The following is a 25,775-nucleotide window of genomic DNA, read 5'->3' as shown; positions in this document are numbered from 1 at the left end:
AGCGATTGGCCGCTCGGTCGCCGGCTGGATCGCCGGCATCGAAGCGGTGCGTCCGCAACTCGCGGCTTGAAGGAGGACGAGATGTCTGACGTGACCATCATTTGTTGCCGCCCGTGCGGATACGAGAAGCGCGCCAGAGACGTGGCTGCGGCGCTCCGCCGGCAACTGGCGCTGGAGTCGGACCTCGTCCCCGGCAAGAGCGGGATCTTCCAGATCAGGCTCGGCGACCGGATCGTCGCCAGCCGCAGCAAGGGGCACTTTCCCGACGACGATGATATCGTCGCGGCGGTCGCGGCCGCGCGGCACTGACGCGGGGAGGGCTTTGCAAATGTCGATTGCCTGGACCGACGATCTCGCCGCCGTGGATTGGCATGAGCTTTCCGAGCTCTATCGCATCGCGCCGCTCGGCCACAAGACGCCGGCCGATCTTGCGCTCGTGTTCGGCAACAGCATGTTTCGCACCTTTGCCTGCGACGAGGGGCGGCTGATCGGTGCCGGGCGCGTGCTGGCCGACGGTCGCGACTGCGCCTATCTCTGCGATGTTGCCGTGCACCCTGATCGTCAGGGACAGGGCCTCGGCCGCGAGATCATCGAGCGCTTGCTTGTGCGATGCCGGACCCATCGCAAAATCATCCTCTACGCGGTCCCCGGCAAAGAGGGTTTTTACGAACGTCTGGGCTTCCGGCGGATGACCACGGCCATGGCGATTTTCGAGGATCAGGCCGGCGCTCATCGCCGCGGCTATGTAACCGCGCCTTGAGTCCATTCTGCGCCCAGCACCCTCCGGCGCATTCGAATCCGTGAACAATATCCGGGTCGGCCCCTCTTTCAACAGGCCGGCGTGCCCAATAGATTGACGTCGGCTTAAGCCGTGACGGAACATTGTGCGGTTGAAATCATCAAAACTTCATGGCGTCTGCGCAGGATTGCCAAGGAGATTCGCATTAAGCCTTGCCGCCGAAAGCGCCAAACCTTGCATCAGGAGCCCCCAACCTGCCTAAAACATTGAAGGCACGTGTTTTTGTTCGAATTGGCGAATTCCACTTCGTCCGAAAACGCGCTAGTGGAGGGGCAGGGGGCATGCGCGATGCCGGAGCCGGCGGCGAGGCTTCGTCGAGTGCCCGTGCGTCGTCCGCCTGTCCGCCGGCCACCCTGGCCGCTGAAGCGTTGTTCGAGGTCTAGATGCTGGAAGCCATCCGCAGGGCGATGACGTTTCTGCGCCAGAAGCAAGTCCTGCATAAGCTTGGAGTTGCGATCAGCGTCGCGGTCATCGGCATCGCTTGCTATGTGCTCTACCACATGCTGCGAGGCATCGATCGCAACGAGGTCATCGAGGCGATCAAAAGCACCGAGCCGAGCCAGATTGCGATGGCGGCGCTGTTCGTGGCCGCGGGCTATTTCACCCTGACCTTCTACGACATGTTCGCCACGCGGGCGATCGGGCACGCCCACGTGCCCTACCGGATTAACGCGCTTGCCGCCTTCACCAGCTATTCGATCGGCCACAATGTCGGCGCCAGCGTCTTCACTGGCGGTGCGGTGCGCTACCGCATCTATTCGGCCTATGGGCTGAACGCGATCGACGTCGCCAAGATCTGCTTCCTCGCCGGCCTGACCTTCTGGCTCGGCAATGCCGCCGTGCTCGGCCTCGGCATCTCCTACCATCCGGAGGCCGCCGCCGCGATCGACCAGCTGCCGGCCTGGCTGAACCGGACGCTGGCGCTGATGATCATCGTGGGGCTGGTCGCCTATGTGGTCTGGGTCTGGACCCAGCCGCGGGTGGTCGGCCGCGGGCCTTGGACCGTGGTGCTGCCGGGCGGCCCGCTGACGCTGCTCCAGATCGCGATCGGCATTGTCGATCTCGGTTTCTGCGCGCTCGCGATGTACGTGCTGGTCCCGGACGAGCCCAATCTCGGCTTCGTCGTGGTCGCAGTGATCTTCGTCTCGGCGACACTGCTCGGCTTTGCCAGCCATTCACCCGGAGGTCTTGGCGTGTTCGACGCCGCCATGCTGGTCGGCCTCTGGCAGATGGACCGGGAGGAGCTTCTGGGTGGGATGCTCCTGTTCCGCGTCCTCTATTATCTGTCCCCCTTCGTCATATCTGTAATCTTGCTGACGTTTCGCGAAGTTATAATCGGCGCACGTTCGAAGCGCTTGCAGCAGGCGGCGCTCAAGCTCGACCCCGGACCGGCGCGTGAGGCCGCCTATGTGAGAGAGCGCAGCGACAGCGGCGCCTGACCGGCGCAGGCCTTTTAGGAGAAGCCCTCCCCGATGGCGATCGACGCCCCATCTTCTCCCTCCAGCCAGCCCTGGTCCGACCGGCTGCGACACTCGACCATCGTCCTGATCGCCGCGGCGCTGGCGCTGTCCGTCGTGGTTTCGCTCGGCGAATTGTCGGTGCTGCACGCTGCCATCGTATTCCTCTGCATTGCAGCCGCGGCGCTGATTCCCTGGCGCCTGCACGATCCCGCCGCCTCGCGCGACGACGTCAGGCGCATCAATCCGGTCGAGAGCGCGGCGGTGGCCGCAGTCGTCGCCGGCATGCCGGATCCTGCGGTGCTGCTCGACCGCGCCGGCCGCGTCATCCACCTCAATGCCGCCGCCGCCCAGCTCGCGCCGGCGCTGCGCAGGAACGAGCTTGCCCAATTCGCGCTGCGCTCGCCGGAGATTATCACGGCCTTGCGCGAGGCGATCGCGACCACCGAGCCGCGGCGCGCGACCTATCTCGATCATGTTCCGGTCGATCGCTGGATGGAGCTCATGATCACGCCGGTGCCGGTGCCGACCACCTTCGGCGGCGCCGACAAGTGCATGCTGATGACCTTCCACGACCAGACGCCGCTGCGGCGCGTCGAGGAGATGCGGGCCGATTTCGTCGCCAATGCCAGCCACGAGCTGCGCACCCCGCTCGCCGCACTGTCGGGCTTCATCGACACACTCCAGGGCCAGGCCAAGGACGATCCAAAGGCGCGCGAGCGCTTCCTCGGCATCATGCACAACCAGGCCACCCGCATGGCGCGCCTGATTGACGATTTGCTGTCGCTGTCGCGGGTCGAGCTGTCGGCCCATGTCCGCCCCGACACCCTGATCGACCTCTTGCCGATCATCCGCCAAGTCGCGGACGGGCTCGAACCGCTGGCGCGGGAGCGTCAGGTCGATGTCGAGACCCATCTGCCGGAAGCCGCCGTGATGATCGCGGGCGACCGCGAGGAGCTGCTCCGCCTGTTCGAGAACCTGATCGAGAACGCGCTCAAATACGGCGCATCGGGCGGACGCGTCATTGTGTCGCTGACCTCAAGCGCGGTCACTGATGGGGCTCAGGAAATCCGCGTCATGGTCCGGGATTTCGGCCCCGGCATCGCACCGGAGCACCTGCCCCGGCTGACCGAGCGCTTCTATCGGGTCGACGTCGGCGACAGCCGCGCGCAGGGCGGAACCGGGCTCGGATTATCGCTGGTGAAACATATTCTTAACCGTCATCGCGGCCGGCTTCTGATCGAAAGCGTCCCCCGGCAGGGCGCCACTTTTACAGCCTGTTTTCCCCAGACTAGGACTTCGGTTGCGACGTAAAAATCAAGCGATTCCAATCGCTTGAGGGTGTCATCCAGCTGTCACGAAACCTTCGTAAAAGCACAGCCGACCGCTCCTAAAGGGGCGGCGCGGGGAGCGCGATCGGGCGCGGATGGCGCTTCGCTCCCCTGTATGGAGACCAGCATGAATTTCCTCAAAACGATCGTCGCGGCCGGCTTGGTCGCCGCCTCGGCGACGGCGGCCTTTGCTGCCGATATCACGGGTGCCGGTGCGACGTTCCCGTTCCCGATCTATTCGAAGTGGGCTGATGCCTACAAGAAGGAGACCGGCAACGGTCTGAATTACCAGTCGATCGGCTCCGGCGGCGGTATCAAGCAGATCCTGGCGAAGACCGTGACCTTCGGCGCCAGCGACGCGCCGCTCAAGGCCGAGCAGCTCGAGAAGGACGGCCTCGTGCAGTGGCCGATGGTGATGGGCGCCATCGTCCCCGTCGTCAACCTCGAGGGCGTGAAGCCCGGCGAGCTGGTGTTCGACGGCGAGACGCTGGCCAACATCTATCTCGGCAAGATCACCAAATGGGACGACGCCGCGATCAAAAAGCTCAACCCGAACGTGAAGCTGCCCGCGGAGGCGATCACCGTGGTCCGCCGTTCCGACGGTTCGGGCACCACCTTCAACTTCACCAACTATCTCTCCAAGGCCAGCGCGGACTGGAAGAGCAAGGTCGGCGAAGGCACCGCAGTGGAGTGGCCGGTCGGCGTCGGCGCCAAGGGCAACGAAGGCGTGTCGGGCAACATCAGCCAGACCAAGAACTCGATCGGCTATGTCGAGTACGCCTATGCCAAGCAGAACAAGCTGACCTACACCGGTCTCGTCAACAAGGCCGGCAAGCCGGTGCAGCCGACCGTCGAGGCCTTCCAGGCCGCCGCCTCCAACGCCGACTGGGCCAAGGCTCCTGGCTATTACGTCATCCTGACCGACCAGCCGGGCGAGAAGTCCTGGCCGATCACTGCGGCGACGTTCATCCTGATGCACAAGTCTGCGACCGACAAGGCCGCCTCCCAGGAAGCCATCAAGTTCTTCCGCTGGGCGTTCAAGAACGGTGGCAAGGCGGCTGAAGAACTCGACTACATCCCGATGCCGGACAGCGTCGTCCAGCTGATCGAGAAGACCTGGGCCGCCGAGATCAAGAGCTGAGGCGAACGGCTCTCATGTCCCGGACGCGCAGCAGCGTGAAACGCTGCTGCGCAGCGCCGGGACAACAACCGGGCCCCGATCAGCGTCGTGCTGTGTCGGGGGCGCGGGACCGGCAACAAGCGTCTATAAATCTGGGTACAGGGGATCGGCGTGGCAGAGATGGCCGTTCAGCGCGATGTAATCGACGACGCCGGACCATATGACCGCGCCAAGGCCTTGAGCGCGTTCAAGCTCGGCGACGTCACCTTCTACTGGATCACGCGACTTTCCGCGATCTCGGTGCTGCTGATCCTCGGCGGCATCATCATTTCGCTGATCGTCGGCGCCTTCCCCGCGATGAAGGAATACGGCCTCTCGTTCCTGTGGACGCAGCGCTGGGCGCCGTCGGCCGATCCGCCCGTGCTCGGCGCGCTCGGGCCGATGTATGGCACGCTCGTCACCTCCTTCATCGCGATGCTGATCGCCATTCCGGTCGGTCTCGGTATTGCGATCTTCCTCACCGAGCTTTGCCCGCAATGGCTGCGCCGCCCGATCGGCATGGCGATCGAGCTGCTCGCCGGCATTCCCTCGATCATCTACGGCATGTGGGGCTTCTTCGTGCTGGGCCCGTTCCTGGCCAACACCTTCCAGCCCTTCATGATACGGGTCTTCGACGGCGTCCCCGTGCTGGGGGCGATCTTCGCAGGTCCGCCGTCGTATCTCAGCCTGTTCAATGCCGCGCTGATCCTCGCCATCATGGTGCTGCCCTTCATCACCTCGATCTCGGTCGACGTGTTCAAGACGGTGCCGCCGGTGCTGAAGGAAGCCGCCTACGGCGTCGGCTGCACCACCTGGGAAGTCGTCCGCAGCGTGGTGATCCCCTACACCCGCATCGGCATCATCGGCGGCGTCATGCTGGCGCTAGGTCGCGCGCTCGGCGAGACGATGGCGGTGACCTTCATCATCGGCAACTCGTTCCGCATCTCCTCGTCGATCTTCGCTCCGGGCACCACGATCTCGGCGGCGATCGCCTCCGAATTCGCCGAGAGTGACGGCCTGCACCAGTCCGGCCTGATCCTGCTCGGCCTGCTCCTGTTCGTACTGACGTTCTTCGTGCTCGCCGCCGCGCGGCTGATGCTGATGCGGCTGGAAACCAAGGCCGGAAAGTGACGCCATGAACCCGATCTATTCGCGCCGTCGCCGCTGGGACATCGTCATCCGCGGTCTCTGCATCGCAGCCGCCGCCTTCGGCGTCACTTGGCTCGCGTTGATTTTGATCACGCTGCTTTACAATGGCCTGGCCGGGCTCAACTACCAGGTCTTCACCGAGAACACGCCCCCGCCCGGATCGAACGAGGGCGGTCTGCTCAACGCCATCGTCGGCTCGCTGATCATGACCGTGATCGGCGTCGGCATCGGCGCGCCGCTCGGCCTGTTCGCCGGCACCTATCTCGCCGAGTACGGCCGCAACGACAAGCTGACCTCGGTGATCCGCTTCATCAACGACATCCTGCTCTCGGCGCCTTCGATCATCATCGGCCTGTTCATCTACGGCGCGGTGGTGGTGCCGATGCGCGGCTTCTCGGCGATCGCCGGCGCGCTGGCGCTCGCCGTGATCGTGATCCCGGTCGTGGTGCGCACGACCGAAGACATGTTGCTGCTGGTGCCGAACCCGCTGCGTGAAGCCGCCAGCGCGCTCGGCCTGCCGCGTTCGCTGGTGATCAAACGGATCGCCTATCGTGCCGCGCGCTCCGGCCTGATCACCGGCGTGCTGCTGGCGACTGCGCGCGTCGCCGGCGAGACCGCGCCGCTGCTGTTCACGGCGCTATCGAACCAGTTCTTCAGCCTCGGTCTCGACAAGACGATGGCCAACCTGCCTGTCACCATCAACAACTTCGTGCAGAGCCCCTACGCCTATTGGAAGCAGCTCGCCTGGAGTGGGGCGCTGCTCATTACCCTGACCGTGCTTGCCCTGAACATTGGCGCGCGCATCCTTGGCGCCGAGAGGACTGCAAAATGAGTGAAATGTCTGTTTCCGTAAGTGCGCCGACCGTTCATCCCGGCTCACAGCCGCTACCCGAGGCGCCTGCCAAGGTGACCGCGCGCAACCTCAATTTCTACTACGGTGAGCACCACGCGCTGAAGAACATCAATCTGGCCCTCGGCACCAACCGCGTCACGGCCTTCATCGGCCCGTCGGGCTGCGGCAAGTCGACCCTGCTGCGCATCTTCAACCGGATGTACGATCTCTATCCAGGCCAGCGCGCCACCGGCCAGCTGTTGCTCGACCAGACCAACATCCTTGATCCCAAGCTGGACCTCAACCTGCTGCGCGCCCGGGTCGGCATGGTGTTCCAGAAACCGACGCCGTTCCCGATGACGATCTACGAGAACATCGCCTTCGGCATCCGCCTCTATGAGAAGATCTCGAAGTCCGAGATGGACGACCGCGTCGAGAAGGCGCTGCGCGGCGGCGCGCTGTGGAACGAGGTCAAGGACAAGCTCAACGCGTCCGGCCTGTCGCTCTCCGGCGGCCAGCAGCAGCGCCTCTGCATTGCCCGCACGGTCGCGGTACGGCCCGAAGTGATCTTGTTCGATGAGCCCTGCTCGGCGCTCGACCCGATCTCGACCGCCAAGGTCGAGGAGCTGATCCAGGAATTGTCCGAGAACTACACGATCGCGATCGTCACCCACAATATGCAGCAGGCGGCGCGCGTCTCTGATAAAACCGCCTTCATGTATCTCGGCGAGCTGATCGAGTTCGATGACACCAGCAAGATCTTCACGTCGCCGAGCGATCGGCGTACGCAGGATTACATCACCGGCCGGTTCGGCTGAGGAGACGGGACATGGGTACTGAACATACCGCAAAGGCCTTCGATACCGACCTCCAGGAGCTCACTCGCCTCGTCGCCGAGATGGGCGGCATCGCCGAGCGCATGATCGTCGATTCCGTCGACGCGCTGATCCGCCGCGACGTCGCGCTCGGCCAGCGCGTCGTCACCACCGATGCCGAGCTCGACGCGCTTCAGAAGCGCATCGAGGAGCGCGCCGTGCTCACCATCGCCCGCCGCCAGCCGATGGCGGTGGATTTGCGCGAGATCGTCGGCGCCATGCGCGTTGCCACCGATCTTGAGCGCATCGGCGACCTCGCCAAGAACATGGGCAAGCGCGTTGCGGCGCTGGAGACAGACTTCCATCCGCTGAAACTGTTCCGCGGCCTGGAGCACATGACCGACCTCGTGCAGCAGCAGGTCAAGTCGGTGCTTGATGCCTATGCCGCGCACGATTTGCCGGCGGCGATGGCAGTGTGGAAGGGCGACGAGGAAGTGGACGCCATCTGCACCTCTCTGTTTCGCGAGCTCCTCACTTATATGATGGAGGATCCGCGCAACATCTCGTTCTGCATCCATCTGATGTTCTGCGCCAAGAACATCGAGCGGATCGGTGATCACGCCACCAACATCGCCGAGACCGTGTTCTACATGATCGAGGGGCAGGCGATCACCGACAAGCGGCCGAAGGGCGACATGACGACCTTCGCCACGACGGTACCGAATACCTAGGGAGCGACGACAACATGGGCGCACGCATTATGGTGGTTGAGGACGAGGAAGCTCTCACCGAGCTTCTGCGTTACAACCTCGAAGGCGACGGCTATGACGTGGAGACGGTGATGCGCGGCGACGACGCCGACACCCGCCTTAAGGAACACATCCCCGATCTGATCGTGCTCGACTGGATGCTGCCGGGACTGTCCGGCATCGAGCTGTGCCGGCGGCTGCGCACCCGTCCCGAGACCAAGCAGCTCCCGATCATCATGCTGACCGCGCGCGGCGAGGAGAGCGAGCGGGTGCGGGGTCTTGCGACCGGCGCCGACGACTACATCGTCAAGCCGTTCTCGGTGCCGGAGCTGCTCGCGCGCGTGAAGGGCCTTCTGCGGCGCGCAAGCCCCGAGCGGCTCGCCACCGTGCTCGCCTATGGCGACATCGAGCTCGATCGCGACAAGCGCCGCGTCGCGCGTTCGGGCCGGCCGATCGATCTCGGCCCGACCGAATATCGCCTGCTGGAGTTTTTCCTGGAGCATCCCGGTCGCGTGTTCTCGCGCGAGCAGCTGCTCGACAGCGTCTGGGGCCGCGACATCTACATCGACGAGCGCACCGTCGACGTCCATATCGGCCGCCTGCGCAAGCTGCTCAATCTCGGCCGCGAGCAGGACCCGATCCGTACCGTCCGCGGCGCGGGTTATGCGCTGGATGATCGGTTTGCAAAGGCGGAGCAGACGTAGGCCCAGCTGCGTCAACAATCTCGGCCGTCGTCCCGGACAAGCGTAGCTCCGGCAACGCGCAGCGTTGTCCGGAGCGAAGCGCCGATCCGGGACCCGGGCCCATTGTTGCGCGAAAAAGGTAACTCCGAGGCCCCGTAACCACGGCTTGCGGTGGCTATCGGTCCCGGATCGGCGCTACGCTTGTCCGGGACGACATCGGGTTTGTTGCGCCGTCACCGCGTGACGGCTGCCGGCTCGATCTCAGGAAATAATCACCGCGTGCTCGGCTTCGGTGCCGCCCGCCGGCGATCCGCTGCCGGCTGATAGGCGACGCGCGAGTGCTGGGCGCAGTAGGGCAGGCCTGACAGCGCCTTGCCGCCACAGAAGAAGAAGTCCGGGCTGGAGGGATCGCCGACCGGCCAGTGGCACGTCGCCTCGTTCAATTCCAGCAGCGACAGCCGCTGGCTCATCGGCACCACGTTGTCGTAGGTGACCGGTTCGGCCTCCACCTCGACCTCGAAGGCCTGCGCCAGCGCGGTGTTGCCGCGCGAGATCGGCCGGGTCACCCGCATCATATGCTGCGCGGGCCGCGCCTTGCGCGGCCGCGGCGCTGCCGATGAAGGGCTCTTGGCGCGGCCCGACAGGCCAAGCCTGTGCACTTTGCCGATCACGGCATTGCGGGTCACATTGCCGAGCTCGGCCGCGATCTGGCTGGCCGAAAGTCCGGCCTCCCAGAGCTTCTTCAGCTGCTCGACGCGATCATCGGACCAGGTCAAAACCGTCATTGCACCCTTTCCCTCGTTGCGCGCCGCCATCCTGGGGCCTCACAGCGAATGCTTAAGCCTTGAAAAACCCGTGCCGTCAGAATCCCTTAAGGCTCGCCGGGCGCGTGACTGACGCCCGAACGTTTACGCCGGTACATGAGGACTCTTGGGATCAGAACCGCTGCACGAGATGTCGTATCTGACAGTCCGAACGCTACAATATGGCGTGACTCCCGCGCAAGAGTCCGCCGACTCGCTTCCACATGTTCCGTGGTGAAAACCCTGCAAGATCGGCACCGCAAGACTACGGATTCGGCGTTTCGCGAGGCTTTCCGGCGGCATTGACACCCGTCTTGCCAGGCATAAGATGGTGACGCGTGCCGCCCTTAAAAGGCGGCACGTTTCGTTTTCCGGACCGGTCAATGGTGCGCTGCGCAAGGCATGCCAGGCAGGTCTCAACGTCCAAATGCAACATCCAAGTGATGGTCATGACCAACAGCGCCGCGCCGCATCTGCTTCCCGTTTTCGCCAGGGCGGACCTTGGCTTCGAGCGCGGCGAAGGCTGCTGGCTGATCGCGACCAATGGCGATCGCTATCTCGATTTCACCTCGGGCGTCGCGGTGAACGCGCTCGGCCACGCCCATCCCGCATTGGTCAAGGCGTTGCAGGAGCAGGCGACCAGGCTCTGGCACATGTCGAACCTGTTCCAGAGTCCCGATGGCGAACGGCTTGCAACGCGTCTGTGCAACGAAAGTTTCGCGGACTTCGTGTTCTTCTGCAATTCCGGCGCCGAAGCGTTGGAATGCGTGATCAAGGTCGTGCGGCGCTATCACGCCGCCAAGGGCCATCCCGATCGCTATCGCATGATCACCTTCGAAGGCGCCTTCCACGGCCGCACGCTGGCGACGCTGGCGGCGACGGGCTCGGCAAAATATCTTGAAGGTTTCGGCCCGCCCATGGATGGCTTCGACCAAGTCCCGCATGGCGACATCGAGGCCGTGAAGAAGGCGATCGGTCCGCAGACCGCCGGCATCCTGATCGAGCCGATCCAGGGCGAGGGCGGCGTGCGTTCGTCAACACCCGCCTTCCTCAAGGCGCTGCGTCAGCTCTGCGACGAGAAGGGGCTGTTGCTCGCGTTCGACGAGGTGCAGACCGGCATGGGCCGCACCGGCGATCTGTTCGCGCATCGCCGTCTCGGCGTTACCCCCGACGTGATGTCGCTGGCGAAAGCGCTCGGTGGCGGCTTCCCGATCGGCGCTTGTCTTGCCACCGCGGAAGCGGCTTCCGGCATGACGCCCGGCTCGCACGGCTCGACCTTCGGCGGCAATCCGCTCGCGATCTCCGCTGCGAACGCCGTGCTCGACGTCATGCTCGAGCCCGGCTTTTTCGATCACGTGCAGAGGATGTCGCTGCTGCTCAAGCAGAAGCTCGCCTCGGTGATCGATCGCTATCCTGATATCGTCAGCGAAGTCCGCGGTGAGGGGCTCCTGATCGGCATCAAGGCGGTCGTGCCTTCGGGTGATCTCGTTGCCGCCCTGCGCAACGAAAAGCTGCTCACCGTCGGCGCCGGCGACAATGTCGTGCGCTTCCTGCCGCCGCTGATCGTCACCGAAGCCGAGATCGAGGACAGCGTCGGGCGGCTCGAGCGCGCCTGCGCGGCGATCTCGTGCAGTCAGACCAAGCGGGCGGCAAGCTGATGAGCAAGTCGCCAAAGCACTTCCTCGACATCAATGAGCTCCCGCTGTCGGAGCTCAAGCGCATGCTCGCCGCATCCTCCGCCATGAAGGCGAAGCAGAAGGCGCATCAGCCGGTCAGGCCGCTCGAAGGCAAGACGCTGGCGATGATCTTCGAGCGCCCCTCGACGCGGACGCGGGTGTCGTTCGACGTCGCCATGCGCCAGCTCGGCGGCGAGCCCATCATGCTCACCGGCGCCGAAATGCAGCTCGGCCGGGGCGAGACCATCGCCGACACCGCGCGCGTGCTGTCGCGCTATGTCGACGCCATCATGATCCGCATCCTCAATCACGAGGCGCTGCTGGAGCTTGCGGCCTATGCGACCGTGCCCGTCATCAACGGCCTGACGCGCCGTTCGCACCCTTGCCAGGTGATGGCCGACCTCATGACCTATGAGGAGCATCGCGGCCCGATCGAGGGCAAGACGGTGGCCTGGACAGGCGACGACAACAACGTGCTGGCGTCCTGGGCCCACGCCGCCGAGCGCTTCAAGTTCCAGCTCAACGTCGCAACGCCGCCGGAGCTCGCGCCGAAAAAGGCGATGCGCGACTGGATCAAGATGACCAATGCGCCGATCGTGCTCGGCACCGATCCGGAAGCCGCCGTAAAGGGCGCCGACTGCATCGTCACCGACACCTGGGTGTCGATGGGCGACAAGGAAGGCGAGCACCGCCACAACGTGCTCAAGCCCTACCAAGTCAATGCCAAGCTGATGTCGCTGGCCAAGCCCGACGCGCTGTTCATGCACTGCCTGCCTGCCCATCGCGGCGAGGAGGTCACGGATGAAGTGATCGACGGCCCGCAATCGGTCGTGTTCGACGAGGCCGAAAACCGCCTGCATGCGCAGAAGGGCATATTGGCCTGGTGCTTTGACGCGGTGAAGTAGCGCAGCCTGGTGAAGGCGAAGTGGGTTTGGTTCGTCGTCCTGGCGAAAGCCGGGACGACCCCGAATTAGCAGTATCGTGTGTGATCATAACTGCCTCGGGAACACTCCCTCGCGCCCCCTTCCATTTCCCACCTCCGACCCCAGATACACGGCCATGGTTTCCCAATCCCCTGACATGAAAACCGGGCCAGAAGGCCCGGTTCGCGCGCCATCACCGGTTCCGATCGATGACGCCGTGCTGCCCTACGAGGTCGACGCACTCGACGTGCGCGGCCGCCTGGTGCGGCTCGGTCCGGCGCTCGACGACATTCTCACCAAGCACGATTATCCCGCTCCCGTCGGCAAGCTGCTCGGCGAGGCCATCGTGCTGACGACGTTGCTCGGCTCGGCGCTGAAATTCGAGGGCCGCTTCATCCTTCAGGCCCAGACCGACGGTCCGGTGTCGTTCCTGGTCGTCGACTACATGGCGCCGGATCGCCTGCGCGCCTATGCGCGCTTCGATGCCGCGCGTCTGGGTGACGCCAAAGATTCCGGCACGCTGCTCGGCCGCGGTCATCTCGCCATGACCATCGACCAGGGCCCCGACATGAGCCGCTACCAGGGTCTGGTCGCGCTCGACGGCGGCAGCCTGGAAGAGGCCGCTCACGAATATTTCCTCCGCTCCGAGCAGATCCCGACGCGCGTGCGTCTTGCGGTCGGCGAGGAATGGCGCAGTAGCGACGGCGGCAAGCATCGCTGGCGCGCCGGTGGCATGTTGATGCAGTTTCTGCCCAAGGCGCCGGAGCGCGCGCGGCAGGCGGACCTGCATCCCGGGGATGCGCCCGAGGGCAGCGAGGTGCACAGCGTCGCCGAAGACGACGCCTGGGTCGAGGCGCGCTCGCTGATCGAGACCGTCGAGGACGTCGAGCTGATCGATCCCGAGCTCTCCGGCGAGCGGCTGCTATTCCGCCTCTTCCACGAGCGCGGTGTGCGCGTATTCAATTCGCAGGTTCTCGAAGCGCGGTGCTCCTGCTCGCGCGATGCGGTTGCCTCCATGCTCAAGAGCTTCTCGCCCGACGATCGCGCCGCGATGGTCAAGGACGACAAGGTCGTCGTCACCTGCGAGTTCTGCTCGTCGGTCTACCAGTTCACGCCGCACGAGGCGGGCGTGGAGGACGCCTAGGCATCGCGCATAGCTAGGCTAGGAATGACGAGGCTGGGGAGGCTGCTCGCACGTACTCGCTGTCATCGCCCGGCCGTGATCGGGCGATCCATTAGTCCGAGACGACAGTGATTGAGCCGAACAGTGATTGAACCGATAGGCCGCGGCTTGCTGGATTCTCCGCCTTCGCGAGCAATGACATCGGAGGCTAGTTCAACACCCGCTTGTTGTCCGGACTGTCCAGCGAGAACGTCGGCACGTCGATCTCGAAGCGCTCGCCGCTTTCGCTGACCATCTGGTAGCGGCCGGTCATGAAGCCGGAGGCGGTCGTGAGCGGCACGCCGGAGGTGTATTCGAAGCGCTCGCCGGGGGCCAGGATCGGCTGCTCACCCACGACGCCCTCGCCCTTCACCTCCTGCTGGCGGCCGGAGGCGTCGGTGATGATCCAGTGCCGCGTCTTCAGCTGCACGGTCTCGTCGCCGGAATTGGTGATGACGATGGTGTAGGACCAGAAATAGCGGGAGCGGTCGGCCGACGACTGCTCCGGAACAAAGCTCGGCTCGACGGTCACTTCGATCTGGCGGGTCACGGCGCGGTACATGATGGCCCATCATAGCGAAATCCTCCTGGGGAACCAAACGCCGGAGACGGCTTTGGCGACATCGTCCCGCCAGAATTCGCGGGGAAGGGACTCCAAGGGGAGACAACCTTATGTGATCCGGCCGCTTTGCGAGACGACGGCCGGACCGGTAAACTCCATTGAACGTCGCGATTTGCGGAAGGGTTTTTGGCCCCGATGACCATTGCCGACCAAGTGACGGGATCGACGATCGCGGGAACCGCCGGTGCCAAACCCGCAGGAACCAAGCCGCGCGCCGCCGCGCCAGCCATTACGCTGCCGGCGATCGGCGAGCGCGAGCTCCGGCTCGATCTGTTCCGCGGGCTGGCGCTGTGGCTGATCTTCATCGACCATCTGCCAACCAGCCTGCTGACGTGGTTCACCATTCGCAATTACGGCTTCAGCGACGCCACCGAGATCTTCATCTTCATCTCCGGCTATACCGCCGCCTTCGTCTACGGCCGGGCAATGCTGGAGAGCGGCGCCGTCATCGCCACGGCGCGCATCCTGCGCCGCGTCTGGCAGATCTACGTCGCCCACGTCTTCCTGTTCACGATCTTCCTCGCCGAAATCTCCTATGTGGCGACCAGCTTCGAGAACCCGCTCTACACCGAAGAGATGGGCATCATGGATTTCCTCAAGCAGCCCGACGTCACCATCGTCCAGGCGCTGCTGCTACGCTTCCGGCCCGTCAACATGGACGTGCTGCCGCTCTACATCGTGCTGATGCTGGCGCTGCCGTTGATCCTGTGGTCGATGAAGTGGAAGCCCGACGTCACGCTCGGCCTCTCGGTCGTGCTCTACGCCGTGACCTGGGAATACGACCTCTACTTCTCGGCCTATCCGAACGGCTTCTGGGCGTTCAATCCGCTGGCCTGGCAATTGCTTTTCGTCTTCGGTGCATGGTGTGCGCTCGGAGGCGCGCGGCGCATGTCGCGCATTCTGGCATCACCCGTGACGATGTGGATCTCGATCGCCTATCTCGCCGCGGCGTTCTACGTGACGCTGACCTGGTACGTGCCGCAGCTCGGCCACCTCATGCCGAAGCGGCTCGAGCAGTGGATGTATCCGATCGACAAGACCGATCTCGACGTGCTGCGCTTCACCCATTTCCTGGCGCTGGCCGCGCTCACCGTGCGCTTCCTGCCGCGGACCTGGCCGGGCCTGAAATCGCCCTGGCTGCGGCCGCTGATCCTGTGCGGGCAGCATTCGCTCGAGATCTTCTGTCTCGGCGTCTTCCTGGCTTTCGCCGGCCATTTCATCCTGGCCGAAGTTTCCGGCGGGGCAGCCATGCATGCGTTGATTAGTCTCTCCGGAATCCTGATCATGTGGGGGGTGGCGTGGGTGATTTCGTGGTACAAGCGCGTGGCTGACAAGAGCGGTGCGAAAACCAAAAACGCCGTCGGCAACGCCGATCTGGCGGGAGGGGGCTGATGAAGGCGAAGGTTCTCCTGAGCCTGATCCTGCTATGCGGTGGCCTCGCCGCGGCCACGGCGCGCGCGGGCGATGCTGCGCCTGCTGCCTCGGCCGCGCCCGCGGCCTGCGAATTGCCGTCCTATCTGCTTACCAGCGAAAGCCAGCTGCCCAAGGTCGCCGATGCCATCAAGGCCGGCAAGCCGCTCGAGATTCTGGTCATCGGAAGCCGCTCAACCACGATTCCATCCTCGGAGAGCAGCTCATATCCGGCACGCATGGAGACGATCCTCAAGGAGAAGCTGCCCGCGTCCGAAGTGGTGCACGTCTCCGTAGAAATACAGAGCAAGAAAACGGCAGGGGAGACCGCGTCCACTTTCGTTAAGCTGATGGAAGCAAAAACGCCTACTTTGGTCATCTGGCAGACCGGGACCGTGGATGCTATCCGATCCATCGATCCCGACGATTTTCGCGGCGCGGTAACAGAAGGGGTTACTGCATTGCAAAAGGCAGGGGCTGACGTCGTCTTGATGAATTTGCAGTACAGTCCGCGCACTGAAACCATGATCGCGGCGCAGCCTTTTCTCGATAATATGCGTGTGGTGGCGCAGGAGCACGACGTCCCGCTGTTCGACCGTTTCGCGATCATGCGACAGTGGAATGATCAGGGCCAGTTCGACTTGTTCAACCCGTCCCGCGGGCCTGAACTGGCGAAACAGGTCCATGATTGCCTTGGCCGGGCGTTGGCACAGTTCGTGATTGATGCTGCCCATCTGGAGCCGGCCCAGCAGCAAAATTGAGGTCTAGCGTTAATGAGTTCTCCCCGCCCTTTTTGCCTGACGTCATGGCTGGCGGTGCCCGCGGCGGCGGCGCTGCTGCTGCTGATGCCCGCTTCGCAGCCGCGCGCGCAGACGCAAGCCGCTCAGGCGACGGCCGCGCAGCCGGCTGATCCCGCTGCCGCACCGCCCTCCCAGACCACCGTCGCCGCGACGTCCCCCGAGCAGCGCGGCGTCACGGCGCGCGCCCTCGACAAGGTGAAGGAAGTCGCAAAGTCGGCCGGCGACATCTTCAGCCGCGTGCCCTGCCTGCCGCCGAAGGGCGGCCCGAAGGCGATGGGCTCGCTGCCGCGTGTCGCAAGCAAGCTCGTCGCCGGCCAGCCCGTCGTCATCGTCGCGTTCGGCTCGTCGTCCACCGCAGGATTCGGTGCGAGCTCGCCGGAGTTCAATTATCCGAACCGTCTCGCCGCACAGCTGCGCCGGCACTATCCGACCGCCGACATCACCGTCATCAATGCCGGCGTCGGTGGCGAGGATGCGCCCGAGATGATGAAGCGCCTCCAGACGCAGGTGATCGACGTGCATCCGGATCTCGTGATCTGGCAGGTCGGCACCAACGCCGTGCTGCGCAACCTCGATCCCGCCGATACCGCAAAGCTGGTCGAGGACGGCATCAGCCGCATCCAGGCCGCCGGCGGCGCCGACATCGTGCTGGTCGATCCGCAATATTCGCCGGCGGTCAACCAGCGCGCCGAGAGCGCCGGCAAGATGGTGAAGCTGCTCGGCAAGGTCGCCGAGCTCCGTCACGTTGGCATCTTCCCGCGCTTCGAGGTGATGCGCGACTGGCACGAGAAACAGGCAATCCCGGTCGAGAGCTTCGTCATCGCCGACGGCCTGCACATGAACGATTGGGGCTACGCCTGCTTCGCCCAGCTCCTCGCCGACGACATCATCCGCTCCGTCGGCCAGATCAAGCTCGGTGTGAACGTGCCCGCTGATGTGCGCACGTATCGGCCGATGTAGGGGCGAATAGGGAATGGCGAATAGCGAATGGGGTCTATTCGCCACTCACTATTCGCCATTCGCCCGTCACGCCTTCTCCAGCGCCGCGGTCAGATCCTCGATCAGATCTTCCGCATGCTCGAGGCCCGCGGAGAAGCGGATGAAGCCCTCGCTGATGCCGAGCGCGGCGCGGTCGTCCGGCTTCAGACGCTGATGCGTCGTAGTGGCCGGATGCGTGACGAGGCTCTTGGCGTCGCCGAGATTGTTCGAGATCTTCGCCAGCTTCAACTCATTGAGCACGCGAAACGCCGCCTGCTTGCCGCCCTTCACCTCGAAACCGACCAGCGTCGAGCCGCCACGCATCTGCTTCTTCACCAGCGCGGCCTGCGGATGATCGGCGCGGCCGGGATAGACCAGCCGCGAGATCTTGGGATGGCTCGCCAGCACCTCGGCAATGCGCGCTGCGGTGTCGGTCTGCGCGCGCACGCGCACGCCCAGCGTTTCCAGGCCCTTGAGCAGGACCCAGGCGTTGAACGGCGAGATCGACGGGCCGGTCTGGCGCATGAAATTGTGGATGTGCTCCGCGATGAAGGCTTCCGAGGACAGGATGATGCCGCCAAGACAGCGGCCCTGGCCGTCGATGTGCTTGGTCGCGGAATAGACCACGACGTCGGCCCCGAGCGCGAGCGGGCTCTGCCAGATCGGGGTTGCGAATACGTTGTCGACGACGAGTCGCGCACCGCCCTTGTGCGCGATCTCGGCGATCGAGGGAATGTCCAGCACATCTAACGTCGGATTGGTCGGGCTCTCCAGGAAGAACGTCTTGGTGTTCGGCTTGAGGGCGCGCTGCCATTGGTCGAGGTCGAGGCCGTCGACCAGCGTGGTCTCGATGCCGTAGCGCGGCAGCAGATCCTGCACCACATAGAGGCACGAGCCGAACAGCGCGCGCGACGCCACCACATGATCGCCCGCCTTCAGGGGCGCCAGGATCGCCGTCGTCACCGCGGCCATGCCGGTTGCCGCCGAGCGAGCGGCTTCGGCGCCTTCGAGTTCGATCATGCGGCGCTCGAACATCGCGACGGTCGGATTGGAATAGCGCGAATAGATGAAGCCGGGGTCCTCGCCCTTGAACCGCGCCTCGCACTCCTCGGCGCTGTTGTAGACGTACCCTTGCGTCAGGAACAGCGCCTCCGACGTCTCGCCATATTGCGAGCGCAGGGTGCCGGAATGGACCAGGCGGGTTTCGGGACGGTAAGTGGCAGGCGACTTCGACATAGGACCTCCGACATGACCATTCGAGCAAAAATGGTCACAAAAAAACCGGCCTGGATATCTCCACGGGCCGGGATCACAGAGGTCCCCGGCCTGTTTAGCGACTTATTTAACGTGGCTGCAAGCCGGCCGGCTCAAATCACCACGGGATAAGTGATGCTCATATTCCGCAATGCCCTTTCCGTCAAGGCGTCCATCGGATAGCCGTAAAAGGCTAGTATTTCCCGTATCTCGGGATGCGTTTGCCCCTTGATGAGGACCCCCGGTTGACGTTCACGGTCGCTGCCGATGCCAATGGTATCCTGCCTGACCGCATGATTGCGGCGATGGCAGAGGCGGGGCTGATCCTGCCCGCCTACGACTTCGTCGAAAGCCAGATCCAGCCGGCGAGCCTCGATCTGCGCCTCGGCGACATCGCCTATCGCGTCCGCGCCAGCTTCCTGCCCGGTCCCGGCGCCACCGTCGCCGAGCGCATTGACGAATTGAAGCTGCACGAGTTCAGTCTTGCCGACGGCGCGGTGCTCGAGACCAACTGCGTCTACATCGTGCCGCTGCTGGAGAGCCTCGCGCTCCCGCCGGAAATCGTCGCGGCCGCGAATCCCAAGAGCTCGACCGGCCGGCTCGACGTCTTCACCCGCGTGATCGCCGACGGGACCCGCCGCTTCGACATGATCGGCGCCGGTTATCACGGCCCGCTCTATGCCGAGATCAGCCCGAAGACGTTTCCGGTGCTGGTGCGCGAGGGCTCGCGTCTGTCGCAGGTGCGCTTCCGCACCGGTGACGCCATCCTCAATGCCGACGAACTCGATGGCTTGCATGCGACCGAGCGCCTCGTCGACATCGACGATGCCGACCTGGCCGGCGGCGTCGCCGTCTCGGTCGACCTCTCCGGCGAGAAGGCCAACGGCTTCGTCGGTTACCGCGCCAAGCGCCACACCGGCGTCGTCGACGTCGACCGTCGCTCCGGCTATGCGGTGGAAGATTTTTGGGAGCCGATGTCGGCCCGTCCCGATGGCAGCCTGATCCTCGATCCCGGCGAGTTCTACATCCTGGCCTCGAAAGAGGCCGTGCAGGTTCCGCCCGATTACGCCGCGGAGATGGTGCCGTTCGATCCCTTGGTCGGCGAATTCCGCGTGCATTATGCCGGGTTCTTCGATCCCGGCTTCGGCTATGCCGGTGCCGGCGGGCAAGGCGCGCGCGCCGTGCTGGAGGTGCGCTCGCGCGAGGTGCCCTTCATCCTCGAGCATGGCCAGATCGTCGGCCGCCTCGTCTACGAGAAGATGCTGGCGCGTCCCGATGCGATGTACGGCCAGCGCATCGGCTCGAACTACCAGGCGCAGGGGCTGAAGCTGAGCAAGCATTTCCGGTAGCGCTAGTCCCACGCTCCGCTGTCATGCCCCGGCTTGTCGGGGGCATCCAGTACTCTGCGGCGGTAGTTCGTTTCAAAAATGTCCGCCGCGGAGTACTGGATCGCCCGATCAAGTCGGGCGATGACACCGAGTATGTGTCAGGATGCGGGCCGAGATCCGGGCTACATGCGAGGTGGTGTCATGAGCAATCCATCCCAACTTGACGCGAGAATCATCGACGACGTCGCGGACGCGCTGATCTATTCGGATCGCTCCGGCACGATCACGCGCTGGAATCGGGCATCGGCCGCCTTGTTCGGTTTCTCCGCCGCGGAGGCGCTCGGCCAGAACCTCGATCTGATCATTCCCGAGCATCTGCGCGCCGCGCACTGGAAAGGCTTCGAGGCTGCGCTGGCCAGCGGCACGATGAAGCTTGCAGGCAAGCCGACATTGACCCGCGCGCTGCACAAGAGCGGGCGCAAGCTCTACATTGAGATGACCTTTGCGCTAGTACGGAATGCTGGCGCAGCCGTGCTCGGATCGGTCGCGATGGCGCGCGACGTGACGGAGCGCATTGAGCGCGAGCGCGCGGCCAAGGCTGCGCAAAATTCGTGATGCGGAATTGACGGGCCGTCGTGCAGGGCGGCCTGCATGCGTGGCATGTTGCCTGTCACCCGGTGCAGTGACACATTCGATCAAAACAATGATCGGGAGCGAACATGACCGCCATATCAGACACAGCGCAGGAAGCCCAATGGAAACGCTGGCGCGCGGTCGCCGATCTCTATCACGCCTACTTCACCGGCCTGATCCTCACCGTGGTCACGCGGCGCGGCACGGCGGATGCCGCTGAATTCGTCTTCCGCGTGTTCCGCCGCCAGCAGCAGGAGCGCTTCCTGCCTGGCTTGCAAAAGCTCGGCCTCCGTCATCTGCCGCCGGCGGTGGCTGCCGCGCAATATCACTATCTCTCCAACTGGATCGGCGGCGTGCATGTCGAATACATGTATGAGAGCGACACCAAGGCCTGGATCCGCTACCCGCCGCCGCGCTGGATCTGGAGGGGCACCGCAATCTGCGGCGTGCCCGGCGAAGTCTCTCGCGCGATGCTGCGTGGCTGGCACGCCAACAACGGCGTAGCGCTCGGCGATCTCCGCCTCGGCTTCGTCTGCACCAAGCAGAGCGTCGACGGCCAGGATGGGCTCGAAGGCTATTATCATCAATACGACCATCCGCTCGAGCTCGACCAGCGCCTGGTGTTCGCGCGGCATCTGGAGGCCCCTACGTTCGATGCGAAGACCGCGCCGGCTTTGCCGGTGACGAGCTGGCCGAAACCGCGGCTCGAGAAAGCCTATCGCAACTACGCCATGGAATATGTCCGCACCGCCGCGCCCGTGATGGTGCAGCTGTTCGGCCCCGAGGACGCCGGCTATCTCCTGCATCTCACCGGCAAGCTGATCGGCATGCAATATTTCGACGAGGTCGCGGCGGCGCTGGCGATGGGCCGCGGCCGCGGTGGTGCGGGCGAATTCGCATCGTTCCTGAGCGCGCTGTTTGCCGCGCAGGACGATGCCGCCGAGACCTCGCAATCCGAAGGCGCCTTTGCAATCCATCAGCGGAGCTGGAAGCTGATGGACGATGTCGCCGACTATCACCCCACCTGCGCCAAGGTGCTGGAAGGATTGTTCGAGGGCCTCGCTGCAGGATGCGGAAGAAACATAGGCGTGCGCATGCGGACCGCGAAGGGCGGCCGCCCGCCGCTGGTCTGGACGATTGAATAGGCGAGGGTGACAAGCCGCTGCCGCAGGGCACGCCTGCACCTGACGCAGGAGGAATCGGCGCCCGCCATGCTAACAAGCCCTGCCGCGCCCTGCGCGCGAATAGATTTATTGGCACACCTGTTTATTGCCGCGCCGCAAATGGCGCTCGTGTCCGGGAGAAGACATGTCCGACATCGCCGAAATCCCGGTCGATGAACAGGAGCGCCCGCTGCCGCCGCCTCCGCGTCCCGTCAGGAGCGCGCTGACCGACGGTCCGATTCTGCGCACCCTGCTTGGGCTCGCTTGGCCGAACGTGATCGGGTTGTCGGCCGGCATGTGCGTGGTGATCGCCGAGACCTCCTATGTCGGCCGGCTCGGCGTCGAGGCGCTGGCCGCGATGGCGCTGGTGTTTCCGACCGTGATCCTGACCATGACGATGTCGGGCGGCGCCATGGGCGGCGCGGTGGCCTCCGCCATCGCGCGTGCGCTGGGCGCCGGGGATCGCGAGCGCGCCGGAAACCTCGCCGTGCACGCGATTCTGATCGGCATCAGTTTCGGTCTCGTCTTCATGCTGGGCATGCTGATCTTCGGGCCGCGCCTGCTGGAATTGCTCGGCGGCCGTGGCAATGTGCTGACCCACGCCATCGCCTACACGCAGGTGTTTTTCGGCGGCGCGGTGCTGCCCTGGCTGCTCAACACCCTGGCGGGCGTCCTGCGCGGCACCGGCAACATGAAGCTGCCGTCGCTGTTGATCCTCAACTCGGCGGTCTGGCAGATCGTGCTGGGGGGCACGCTGGGCCTTGGGCTCGGGCCGGTGCCGCAGCTCGGCATGCGCGGCGTCGCGGCCGGCGCGCTGATCGCCTATTGCATGAACATCGGCGTGATGGGCTGGTACCTGTTCTCCGGCCGCGCCCGAATCGTCCTGAAGCTGCGCGGCCTGCGCATCCAATGGGCGATGTTTTTCGACATCCTGAAGGTCGGCGCCATCGCCTGCTTCTCGCCGTTGCAATCGGTGCTGACGATCTCGATCTTCACTCACATGCTGGCGCAGTTCGGCACCGCGATCCTCGCCGGCTACGGTATCGGCGCGCGGCTGGAATTCCTGCTGACCTCGATCGCATTCTCGTTCGGCATCGCCTGTGTGCCGATGGTCGGGATGGCGATCGGCGCGGGCCGCATCGCGCGCGCCCGGCGCATCGCCTGGATCGCCAGTGCTGCGGCTTTCGTGGCAGTCGGCGCGCCGGCATGCCTCGTTGCGATCTTCCCCGATCTCTGGGTCAACATCTTCACCGACAGCGTGGCCGTGCGTGCGGCGAGCCATCAATATCTCTCGACGGTCGGACCGTTCTACGCCTTCTTCGGCCTCGCAACGACGATGTATTTCTCCTCGCAGGGCGCCGCCAAGGTGATCGGGCCGGTGCTGGCGCAGACCGCGCGATTGATCTACATCGCCGCTTGTGGCTGGTGGCTGTCGGCCCACGACGCCAGCGCGCAGAGCTTCTTCTGGCTCGCCGCAAGCTCGATGGTCGTGCTCGGCCTGCTGTCGTGCTCCAGCGTGGTGCTGACCCGCTGGGGACCGCGCAAGACGAAACCTGCGATCAGGCCAGCTCTGTCAGCTGTTGCCGACTAGCGATGCCTGTGGCGGCGATGGCCGCCGCCGGCATTGGCGAGCCGCATCAATTGCGGGATCATCGCCATCATGTCTCCGCCTCCGGCGCCACCGAGCATGCCCATAATGTCGCCGCTGCCCATACTGCCGATCCCGACTGGCATATAGCCGCCGCTCATCGGCGTGTAGCCGCCGTAGTTCGGCGCACCGAAGCCTCCGCCACCCATCATGCCACCAAGCCCGCCGCCGTTCTCCATCATGCGACTCATCATCGGGCCCATGGTCTGCATCAGCATGGCGAAGCGGCGCTTGCCCATCTTCGCCTTCATCATCTCCAGCATTGGCGCCATCTGGGTCATCATGTCCTCGCCGCCGGCACCGCCACCAAAACCCGCAAGCTGCGCCTTCGCCGGCGTGCTCGCGACGGAAAACAACAGCAGCACGGCGGCCGCCTGGCAGATCACCTTGTCCGCACCTCTCATGGCATGCTCCTCGCGTGCGCGGCTCCGCCGGGAGAGCGGAGCCAACCGGACGCACGTCGCCATGGTTACGGCTGGCGAGGGCGGATCGCTGTGAGAAAGGTCACGCCGCGGCGGGCGGAAAGGCCTTGTGCAACGCGATCACGGCTTCGCTGGTCTGCCCCTGAACATAGGACGCAAGCTCGTTCGGCAACATGTCGATGGTCCAGACCAGACGGCACCTCGTCTCGCCCTCGGCGATCACCTGCACGCAGGCGCTGTAGTGCTTCAGCCGCTCGTTGTTGATCGCATAGACCAGCCGTCGCCGCGCGTCGTCGCAATCGACCAGCACCTCGCGTGCCACCGAACCGTTGGCAAAGGTGACGATGCGCGCATCGCCGTCGAGGTTGCAGGCGGTGACGAAGCCCGGCACCAGCCGCTGATGCAGCGCGCCGAAGTCGCGCACGGCGTCCCAGACGTCGCGCGCGGAGGCGGGAAGGGGAATGTCATTGTGGATGGAGGCCATGGGGATTCCTATTTCCTATAATGTGGAGAGGCGGGCGATAGGGCCGTCATCGCCCGACTTGATCGGGCAATCCAGTATTCCAGAGACCGACGTGATAGGATCGCGAAGCGTACTGGATGACCCGGTCCCGGCTCCGCCAACGCTACGCCGGGGCCTCAAGGGCGCTCGGCCGCCGAAGCTTTAGCGAAGGCGGCAAGCCGGGGCATGACGGCTTGTAGCGAGGCGCGAGCACGCTCACGCACAAACCGCCTCGACATTGTTGCCATCAGGGTCGATCAAAAACGCCGCATAATAGGTCGGGCTGTAATCCTTGCGTGGGCCGGCGCCGCCATTGTCGCGACCGCCGCTCTTCAGCCCTTCGCTGTGGAACGCCTTGACCGCGTCGTGATCCTTGGCGCGGAAGGCGATATGCGCGCCATCGGCCTTGCGTCCCTTGTTCAGGTGCAGCCACAGCGCCGGCTCGCCCTTCGGCCCGAAGCCGGCATAGCCGTCGCCGCTTGAGCACAGGATATAGCCGAGCGGCGCCAGCACTGCGCTGTAGAAGCGCGTGGCGGCATCGAGGTCGGCAACGCGCAATCCGATGTGGTCGTACATGATCGTCTCCATTTGCACTGCGCGCCGCTTGATGGCGCGCGCCGGAGACGAACCTAGTCAGTTGAGGGCAAGCTGCTCTTGGAGAATCTTGCGCTCCCCCTTCGAGGCCTGCCGGAACTTGGTCGGGGATACGCCGGCGGCGCGATGGAAGGTGCGGACGAAGTTGGAGAGATCGCCAAAGCCGACGTCATAGGCGATGTCGGTGACCGCGGTATCGTCCTCGGTGAGCAGCCGCGCGGCATGTCGCAAGCGCGAGCGCACCAGATATTGATGCGGGGTGACGCCGAGCACCGCCGAGAACAGCCGGAGAAAATGAAACGGGCTGAGGCCGGTCTGCTTTGCTGCCTGCTCGAGGTCGAGCTCGGATTGCGAGTTCTCGTCGATCCACAGCGCGGCTTCCACCGCGCGCCGGCGGTCGCGCGCGGTGGGCGGCGCCGGCTTGCGCGTCTTGCCTGAGACGACCTCAATGAAGCGGCCCGCCAGGATTTGGCCGACTTCGTCGAGGCCGAGATCGCTGTTGCCATCTGCCGCCGTCTGGGCCAGCTCGCCCAGCACCATCAGCTCGGGCAGCGGCGGCGTCGCGCCGACGTGCCAGACCTCACGCCGCCCGCCGAGAGTCTCGACCAGGTCCTCGCTCAGGAAGAACGAAAGGCAGATATCGCCGCACACGTGCTCATGCGTGCAGGTGTATTCCTCGCCGGGCGTGCCGACCAGCATTGATCCCGCCACCAGTTCGAAGAAGCCGGCGCGGCAATGGCAGCCGAAGCTGCCGGAGCGGACATAGGCGATGGAATGCCCGGTGCGGCATTCTGCAAAGGGTGTGTCCTCCGGTCCCGCATCGCAGCGAAATTCGGAGACCGTCATCGATGGCGTCGTCAGCAGCGTGGTCGCGTCCATGCCG

The 25,775-nt window shown here is 64.7% G+C and carries 27 protein-coding genes and 1 riboswitch; of the genes, 20 read left to right on the top strand and 7 right to left on the bottom strand.

Annotated features, from left to right (window positions below):
* Positions 1–81 precede the first annotated feature (81 nt).
* The 10 genes from IVA87_RS01015 to phoB all read left to right on the top strand — a co-directional run bounded on the left by IVA87_RS01015 (position 82) and on the right by phoB (position 8,995).
* A complete protein-coding gene (locus tag IVA87_RS01015) occupies positions 82–309 on the top strand; it encodes a SelT/SelW/SelH family protein (RefSeq protein ID WP_247307731.1) in 228 nt (75 codons plus the stop codon).
* A 19-nt stretch (positions 310–328) separates the two neighbouring features.
* The gene (locus IVA87_RS01010; protein WP_247307733.1) at positions 329–760 is read left to right on the top strand and encodes a GNAT family N-acetyltransferase; all 432 of its coding nucleotides are present in this window, start codon (positions 329–331) and stop codon (positions 758–760) included.
* A 422-nt stretch (positions 761–1,182) separates the two neighbouring features.
* Entirely contained in the window at positions 1,183–2,238 is a 1,056-nt protein-coding gene (locus IVA87_RS01005; RefSeq protein WP_247307737.1) for a lysylphosphatidylglycerol synthase domain-containing protein, read from the top strand.
* Between the two features lie 33 nt (positions 2,239–2,271).
* A complete protein-coding gene (locus tag IVA87_RS01000; RefSeq protein ID WP_247332389.1) occupies positions 2,272–3,570 on the top strand; it encodes an ATP-binding protein in 1,299 nt (432 codons plus the stop codon).
* A 144-nt stretch (positions 3,571–3,714) separates the two neighbouring features.
* Positions 3,715–4,728: a phosphate ABC transporter substrate-binding protein PstS gene (gene pstS, locus IVA87_RS00995; protein ID WP_247281833.1), complete on the top strand. Its 1,014-nt coding sequence runs from the start codon at positions 3,715–3,717 to the stop codon at positions 4,726–4,728.
* 159 nt (positions 4,729–4,887) lie between these two features.
* A complete protein-coding gene (gene pstC / locus IVA87_RS00990) occupies positions 4,888–5,877 on the top strand; it encodes a phosphate ABC transporter permease subunit PstC (RefSeq protein WP_247332415.1) in 990 nt (329 codons plus the stop codon).
* Between the two features lie 4 nt (positions 5,878–5,881).
* Positions 5,882–6,727, top strand: coding sequence for a phosphate ABC transporter permease PstA (gene pstA, locus IVA87_RS00985; protein ID WP_247281832.1), 846 nt, complete (start codon positions 5,882–5,884; stop codon positions 6,725–6,727).
* A complete protein-coding gene (pstB, locus tag IVA87_RS00980; protein ID WP_008541003.1) occupies positions 6,724–7,545 on the top strand; it encodes a phosphate ABC transporter ATP-binding protein PstB in 822 nt (273 codons plus the stop codon). The genes pstA and pstB overlap by 4 nt, the downstream gene beginning before the upstream one ends.
* Positions 7,546–7,556: 11 nt before the next feature.
* On the top strand, positions 7,557–8,273 hold the full coding sequence (gene phoU / locus IVA87_RS00975; protein WP_091884957.1) for a phosphate signaling complex protein PhoU: 717 nt from the start codon (positions 7,557–7,559) through the stop codon (positions 8,271–8,273).
* Between the two features lie 14 nt (positions 8,274–8,287).
* Positions 8,288–8,995 carry a phosphate regulon transcriptional regulator PhoB gene (phoB, locus tag IVA87_RS00970; RefSeq protein ID WP_008143479.1) on the top strand — a complete coding sequence of 236 codons (708 nt, stop codon included), beginning with the start codon at positions 8,288–8,290 and terminating at the stop codon, positions 8,993–8,995.
* 251 nt (positions 8,996–9,246) lie between these two features.
* Here the strand turns inward: phoB and IVA87_RS00965 are convergent, their stop codons facing one another.
* The gene (locus IVA87_RS00965; protein WP_247281831.1) at positions 9,247–9,759 is read right to left on the bottom strand and encodes a GcrA family cell cycle regulator; all 513 of its coding nucleotides are present in this window, start codon (positions 9,757–9,759) and stop codon (positions 9,247–9,249) included.
* 467 nt (positions 9,760–10,226) lie between these two features.
* On the opposite strand from IVA87_RS00965, the gene IVA87_RS00960 reads away from it, so the two are divergent.
* The 3 genes from IVA87_RS00960 to IVA87_RS00950 all read left to right on the top strand — a co-directional run bounded on the left by IVA87_RS00960 (position 10,227) and on the right by IVA87_RS00950 (position 13,520).
* Entirely contained in the window at positions 10,227–11,435 is a 1,209-nt protein-coding gene (locus IVA87_RS00960) for an aspartate aminotransferase family protein (protein WP_247307744.1), read from the top strand.
* Entirely contained in the window at positions 11,435–12,358 is a 924-nt protein-coding gene (argF, locus tag IVA87_RS00955) for an ornithine carbamoyltransferase (RefSeq protein WP_247307747.1), read from the top strand. Before IVA87_RS00960 ends, argF begins: the two co-directional genes overlap by 1 nt.
* 154 nt (positions 12,359–12,512) lie before the next feature.
* Positions 12,513–13,520: an Hsp33 family molecular chaperone gene (locus IVA87_RS00950; protein WP_247307750.1), complete on the top strand. Its 1,008-nt coding sequence runs from the start codon at positions 12,513–12,515 to the stop codon at positions 13,518–13,520.
* A 187-nt stretch (positions 13,521–13,707) separates the two neighbouring features.
* Here the strand turns inward: IVA87_RS00950 and apaG are convergent, their stop codons facing one another.
* Positions 13,708–14,100 carry a Co2+/Mg2+ efflux protein ApaG gene (apaG, locus tag IVA87_RS00945; RefSeq protein ID WP_247307753.1) on the bottom strand — a complete coding sequence of 131 codons (393 nt, stop codon included), beginning with the start codon at positions 14,098–14,100 and terminating at the stop codon, positions 13,708–13,710.
* A gap of 195 nt (positions 14,101–14,295) precedes the next feature.
* On the opposite strand from apaG, the gene IVA87_RS00940 reads away from it, so the two are divergent.
* Genes IVA87_RS00940 through IVA87_RS00930 form a run of 3 tightly spaced genes read left to right on the top strand, consistent with a single transcriptional unit; the run spans position 14,296 to position 17,330 of the window.
* Positions 14,296–15,552, top strand: a complete 1,257-nt coding sequence (locus IVA87_RS00940) for an OpgC domain-containing protein (RefSeq protein ID WP_247307757.1) — start codon at positions 14,296–14,298, stop codon at positions 15,550–15,552.
* On the top strand, positions 15,552–16,331 hold the full coding sequence (locus tag IVA87_RS00935) for an SGNH/GDSL hydrolase family protein (RefSeq protein ID WP_247307760.1): 780 nt from the start codon (positions 15,552–15,554) through the stop codon (positions 16,329–16,331). The genes IVA87_RS00940 and IVA87_RS00935 overlap by 1 nt, the downstream gene beginning before the upstream one ends.
* Before the next feature lie 12 nt (positions 16,332–16,343).
* The gene (locus IVA87_RS00930) at positions 16,344–17,330 is read left to right on the top strand and encodes an SGNH/GDSL hydrolase family protein (RefSeq protein ID WP_247307763.1); all 987 of its coding nucleotides are present in this window, start codon (positions 16,344–16,346) and stop codon (positions 17,328–17,330) included.
* A gap of 66 nt (positions 17,331–17,396) precedes the next feature.
* On the opposite strand, the gene IVA87_RS00925 is transcribed toward IVA87_RS00930, so the two are convergent.
* Positions 17,397–18,584 (bottom strand): O-succinylhomoserine sulfhydrylase, encoded by a 1,188-nt coding sequence (locus IVA87_RS00925; RefSeq protein WP_247332385.1) that lies wholly within the window; start codon positions 18,582–18,584, stop codon positions 17,397–17,399.
* Between the two features lie 73 nt (positions 18,585–18,657).
* Positions 18,658–18,737, bottom strand: a riboswitch (SAM riboswitch).
* Between the two features lie 110 nt (positions 18,738–18,847).
* Here IVA87_RS00925 and IVA87_RS00920 point away from each other — a divergent pair.
* From IVA87_RS00920 to IVA87_RS00905, 4 genes are all read left to right on the top strand, one after another.
* A complete protein-coding gene (locus tag IVA87_RS00920) occupies positions 18,848–19,951 on the top strand; it encodes a 2'-deoxycytidine 5'-triphosphate deaminase (protein WP_247332382.1) in 1,104 nt (367 codons plus the stop codon).
* A gap of 180 nt (positions 19,952–20,131) precedes the next feature.
* Positions 20,132–20,545 (top strand): PAS domain S-box protein, encoded by a 414-nt coding sequence (locus IVA87_RS00915; RefSeq protein WP_247307771.1) that lies wholly within the window; start codon positions 20,132–20,134, stop codon positions 20,543–20,545.
* 104 nt (positions 20,546–20,649) lie between these two features.
* Complete coding sequence (locus IVA87_RS00910) at positions 20,650–21,708, top strand: hypothetical protein (protein ID WP_247332379.1); 1,059 nt, start codon at positions 20,650–20,652, stop codon at positions 21,706–21,708.
* Positions 21,709–21,871: 163 nt separating this feature from the next.
* Complete coding sequence (locus IVA87_RS00905; RefSeq protein ID WP_247307775.1) at positions 21,872–23,317, top strand: MATE family efflux transporter; 1,446 nt, start codon at positions 21,872–21,874, stop codon at positions 23,315–23,317.
* Here IVA87_RS00905 and IVA87_RS00900 read toward each other — a convergent pair.
* The 4 genes from IVA87_RS00900 to IVA87_RS00885 form a co-directional block, all read right to left on the bottom strand.
* Complete coding sequence (locus IVA87_RS00900; RefSeq protein WP_247307777.1) at positions 23,314–23,778, bottom strand: hypothetical protein; 465 nt, start codon at positions 23,776–23,778, stop codon at positions 23,314–23,316. The genes IVA87_RS00905 and IVA87_RS00900 overlap by 4 nt on opposite strands.
* Before the next feature lie 100 nt (positions 23,779–23,878).
* Positions 23,879–24,280, bottom strand: a complete 402-nt coding sequence (locus IVA87_RS00895) for an SRPBCC family protein (protein ID WP_247307779.1) — start codon at positions 24,278–24,280, stop codon at positions 23,879–23,881.
* Between the two features lie 234 nt (positions 24,281–24,514).
* A complete protein-coding gene (locus IVA87_RS00890; protein ID WP_247307781.1) occupies positions 24,515–24,874 on the bottom strand; it encodes a VOC family protein in 360 nt (119 codons plus the stop codon).
* A gap of 57 nt (positions 24,875–24,931) precedes the next feature.
* Positions 24,932–25,771: an AraC family transcriptional regulator gene (locus IVA87_RS00885; RefSeq protein ID WP_247307783.1), complete on the bottom strand. Its 840-nt coding sequence runs from the start codon at positions 25,769–25,771 to the stop codon at positions 24,932–24,934.
* Positions 25,772–25,775: the final 4 nt, after the last annotated feature.

Source organism: Bradyrhizobium sp. 147 (genome assembly GCF_023073935.1).
Taxonomy (GTDB): domain Bacteria; phylum Pseudomonadota; class Alphaproteobacteria; order Rhizobiales; family Xanthobacteraceae; genus Bradyrhizobium.
The sequence above is the reverse complement of the archived record's forward strand: the minus strand, read 5'-3'. Positions and strand labels throughout refer to the sequence as shown.

Excerpts from the sequence above, each read along its gene's own strand:
- IVA87_RS00935 (WP_247307760.1), top strand. The coding sequence starts at position 15,552 with ATGAAGGCGAAGGTTCTCCTGAGCCTGATCCTGCTATGCGGTGGCCTC.
- IVA87_RS01000 (WP_247332389.1), top strand. The coding sequence starts at position 2,272 with ATGGCGATCGACGCCCCATCTTCTCCCTCCAGCCAGCCCTGGTCCGAC.
- pstC (WP_247332415.1), top strand. The coding sequence starts at position 4,888 with ATGGCCGTTCAGCGCGATGTAATCGACGACGCCGGACCATATGACCGC.
- IVA87_RS01005 (WP_247307737.1), top strand. The coding sequence starts at position 1,183 with ATGCTGGAAGCCATCCGCAGGGCGATGACGTTTCTGCGCCAGAAGCAA.
- IVA87_RS00930 (WP_247307763.1), top strand. The coding sequence starts at position 16,344 with ATGAGTTCTCCCCGCCCTTTTTGCCTGACGTCATGGCTGGCGGTGCCC.
- IVA87_RS00940 (WP_247307757.1), top strand. The coding sequence starts at position 14,296 with ATGACCATTGCCGACCAAGTGACGGGATCGACGATCGCGGGAACCGCC.
- IVA87_RS01015 (WP_247307731.1), top strand. The coding sequence starts at position 82 with ATGTCTGACGTGACCATCATTTGTTGCCGCCCGTGCGGATACGAGAAG.
- IVA87_RS00915 (WP_247307771.1), top strand. The coding sequence starts at position 20,132 with ATGAGCAATCCATCCCAACTTGACGCGAGAATCATCGACGACGTCGCG.
- IVA87_RS00950 (WP_247307750.1), top strand. The coding sequence starts at position 12,513 with ATGGTTTCCCAATCCCCTGACATGAAAACCGGGCCAGAAGGCCCGGTT.
- pstB (WP_008541003.1), top strand. The coding sequence starts at position 6,724 with ATGAGTGAAATGTCTGTTTCCGTAAGTGCGCCGACCGTTCATCCCGGC.
- IVA87_RS00900 (WP_247307777.1), bottom strand. The coding sequence starts at position 23,778 with ATGAGAGGTGCGGACAAGGTGATCTGCCAGGCGGCCGCCGTGCTGCTG.
- IVA87_RS00925 (WP_247332385.1), bottom strand. The coding sequence starts at position 18,584 with ATGTCGAAGTCGCCTGCCACTTACCGTCCCGAAACCCGCCTGGTCCAT.
- IVA87_RS01010 (WP_247307733.1), top strand. The coding sequence starts at position 329 with ATGTCGATTGCCTGGACCGACGATCTCGCCGCCGTGGATTGGCATGAG.
- IVA87_RS00965 (WP_247281831.1), bottom strand. The coding sequence starts at position 9,759 with ATGACGGTTTTGACCTGGTCCGATGATCGCGTCGAGCAGCTGAAGAAG.
- IVA87_RS00910 (WP_247332379.1), top strand. The coding sequence starts at position 20,650 with ATGACCGCCATATCAGACACAGCGCAGGAAGCCCAATGGAAACGCTGG.
- IVA87_RS00895 (WP_247307779.1), bottom strand. The coding sequence starts at position 24,280 with ATGGCCTCCATCCACAATGACATTCCCCTTCCCGCCTCCGCGCGCGAC.
- pstA (WP_247281832.1), top strand. The coding sequence starts at position 5,882 with ATGAACCCGATCTATTCGCGCCGTCGCCGCTGGGACATCGTCATCCGC.
- pstS (WP_247281833.1), top strand. The coding sequence starts at position 3,715 with ATGAATTTCCTCAAAACGATCGTCGCGGCCGGCTTGGTCGCCGCCTCG.
- apaG (WP_247307753.1), bottom strand. The coding sequence starts at position 14,100 with ATGTACCGCGCCGTGACCCGCCAGATCGAAGTGACCGTCGAGCCGAGC.
- IVA87_RS00885 (WP_247307783.1), bottom strand. The coding sequence starts at position 25,771 with ATGGACGCGACCACGCTGCTGACGACGCCATCGATGACGGTCTCCGAA.
- phoU (WP_091884957.1), top strand. The coding sequence starts at position 7,557 with ATGGGTACTGAACATACCGCAAAGGCCTTCGATACCGACCTCCAGGAG.
- argF (WP_247307747.1), top strand. The coding sequence starts at position 11,435 with ATGAGCAAGTCGCCAAAGCACTTCCTCGACATCAATGAGCTCCCGCTG.
- IVA87_RS00905 (WP_247307775.1), top strand. The coding sequence starts at position 21,872 with ATGTCCGACATCGCCGAAATCCCGGTCGATGAACAGGAGCGCCCGCTG.
- phoB (WP_008143479.1), top strand. The coding sequence starts at position 8,288 with ATGGGCGCACGCATTATGGTGGTTGAGGACGAGGAAGCTCTCACCGAG.
- IVA87_RS00890 (WP_247307781.1), bottom strand. The coding sequence starts at position 24,874 with ATGTACGACCACATCGGATTGCGCGTTGCCGACCTCGATGCCGCCACG.
- IVA87_RS00960 (WP_247307744.1), top strand. The coding sequence starts at position 10,227 with ATGACCAACAGCGCCGCGCCGCATCTGCTTCCCGTTTTCGCCAGGGCG.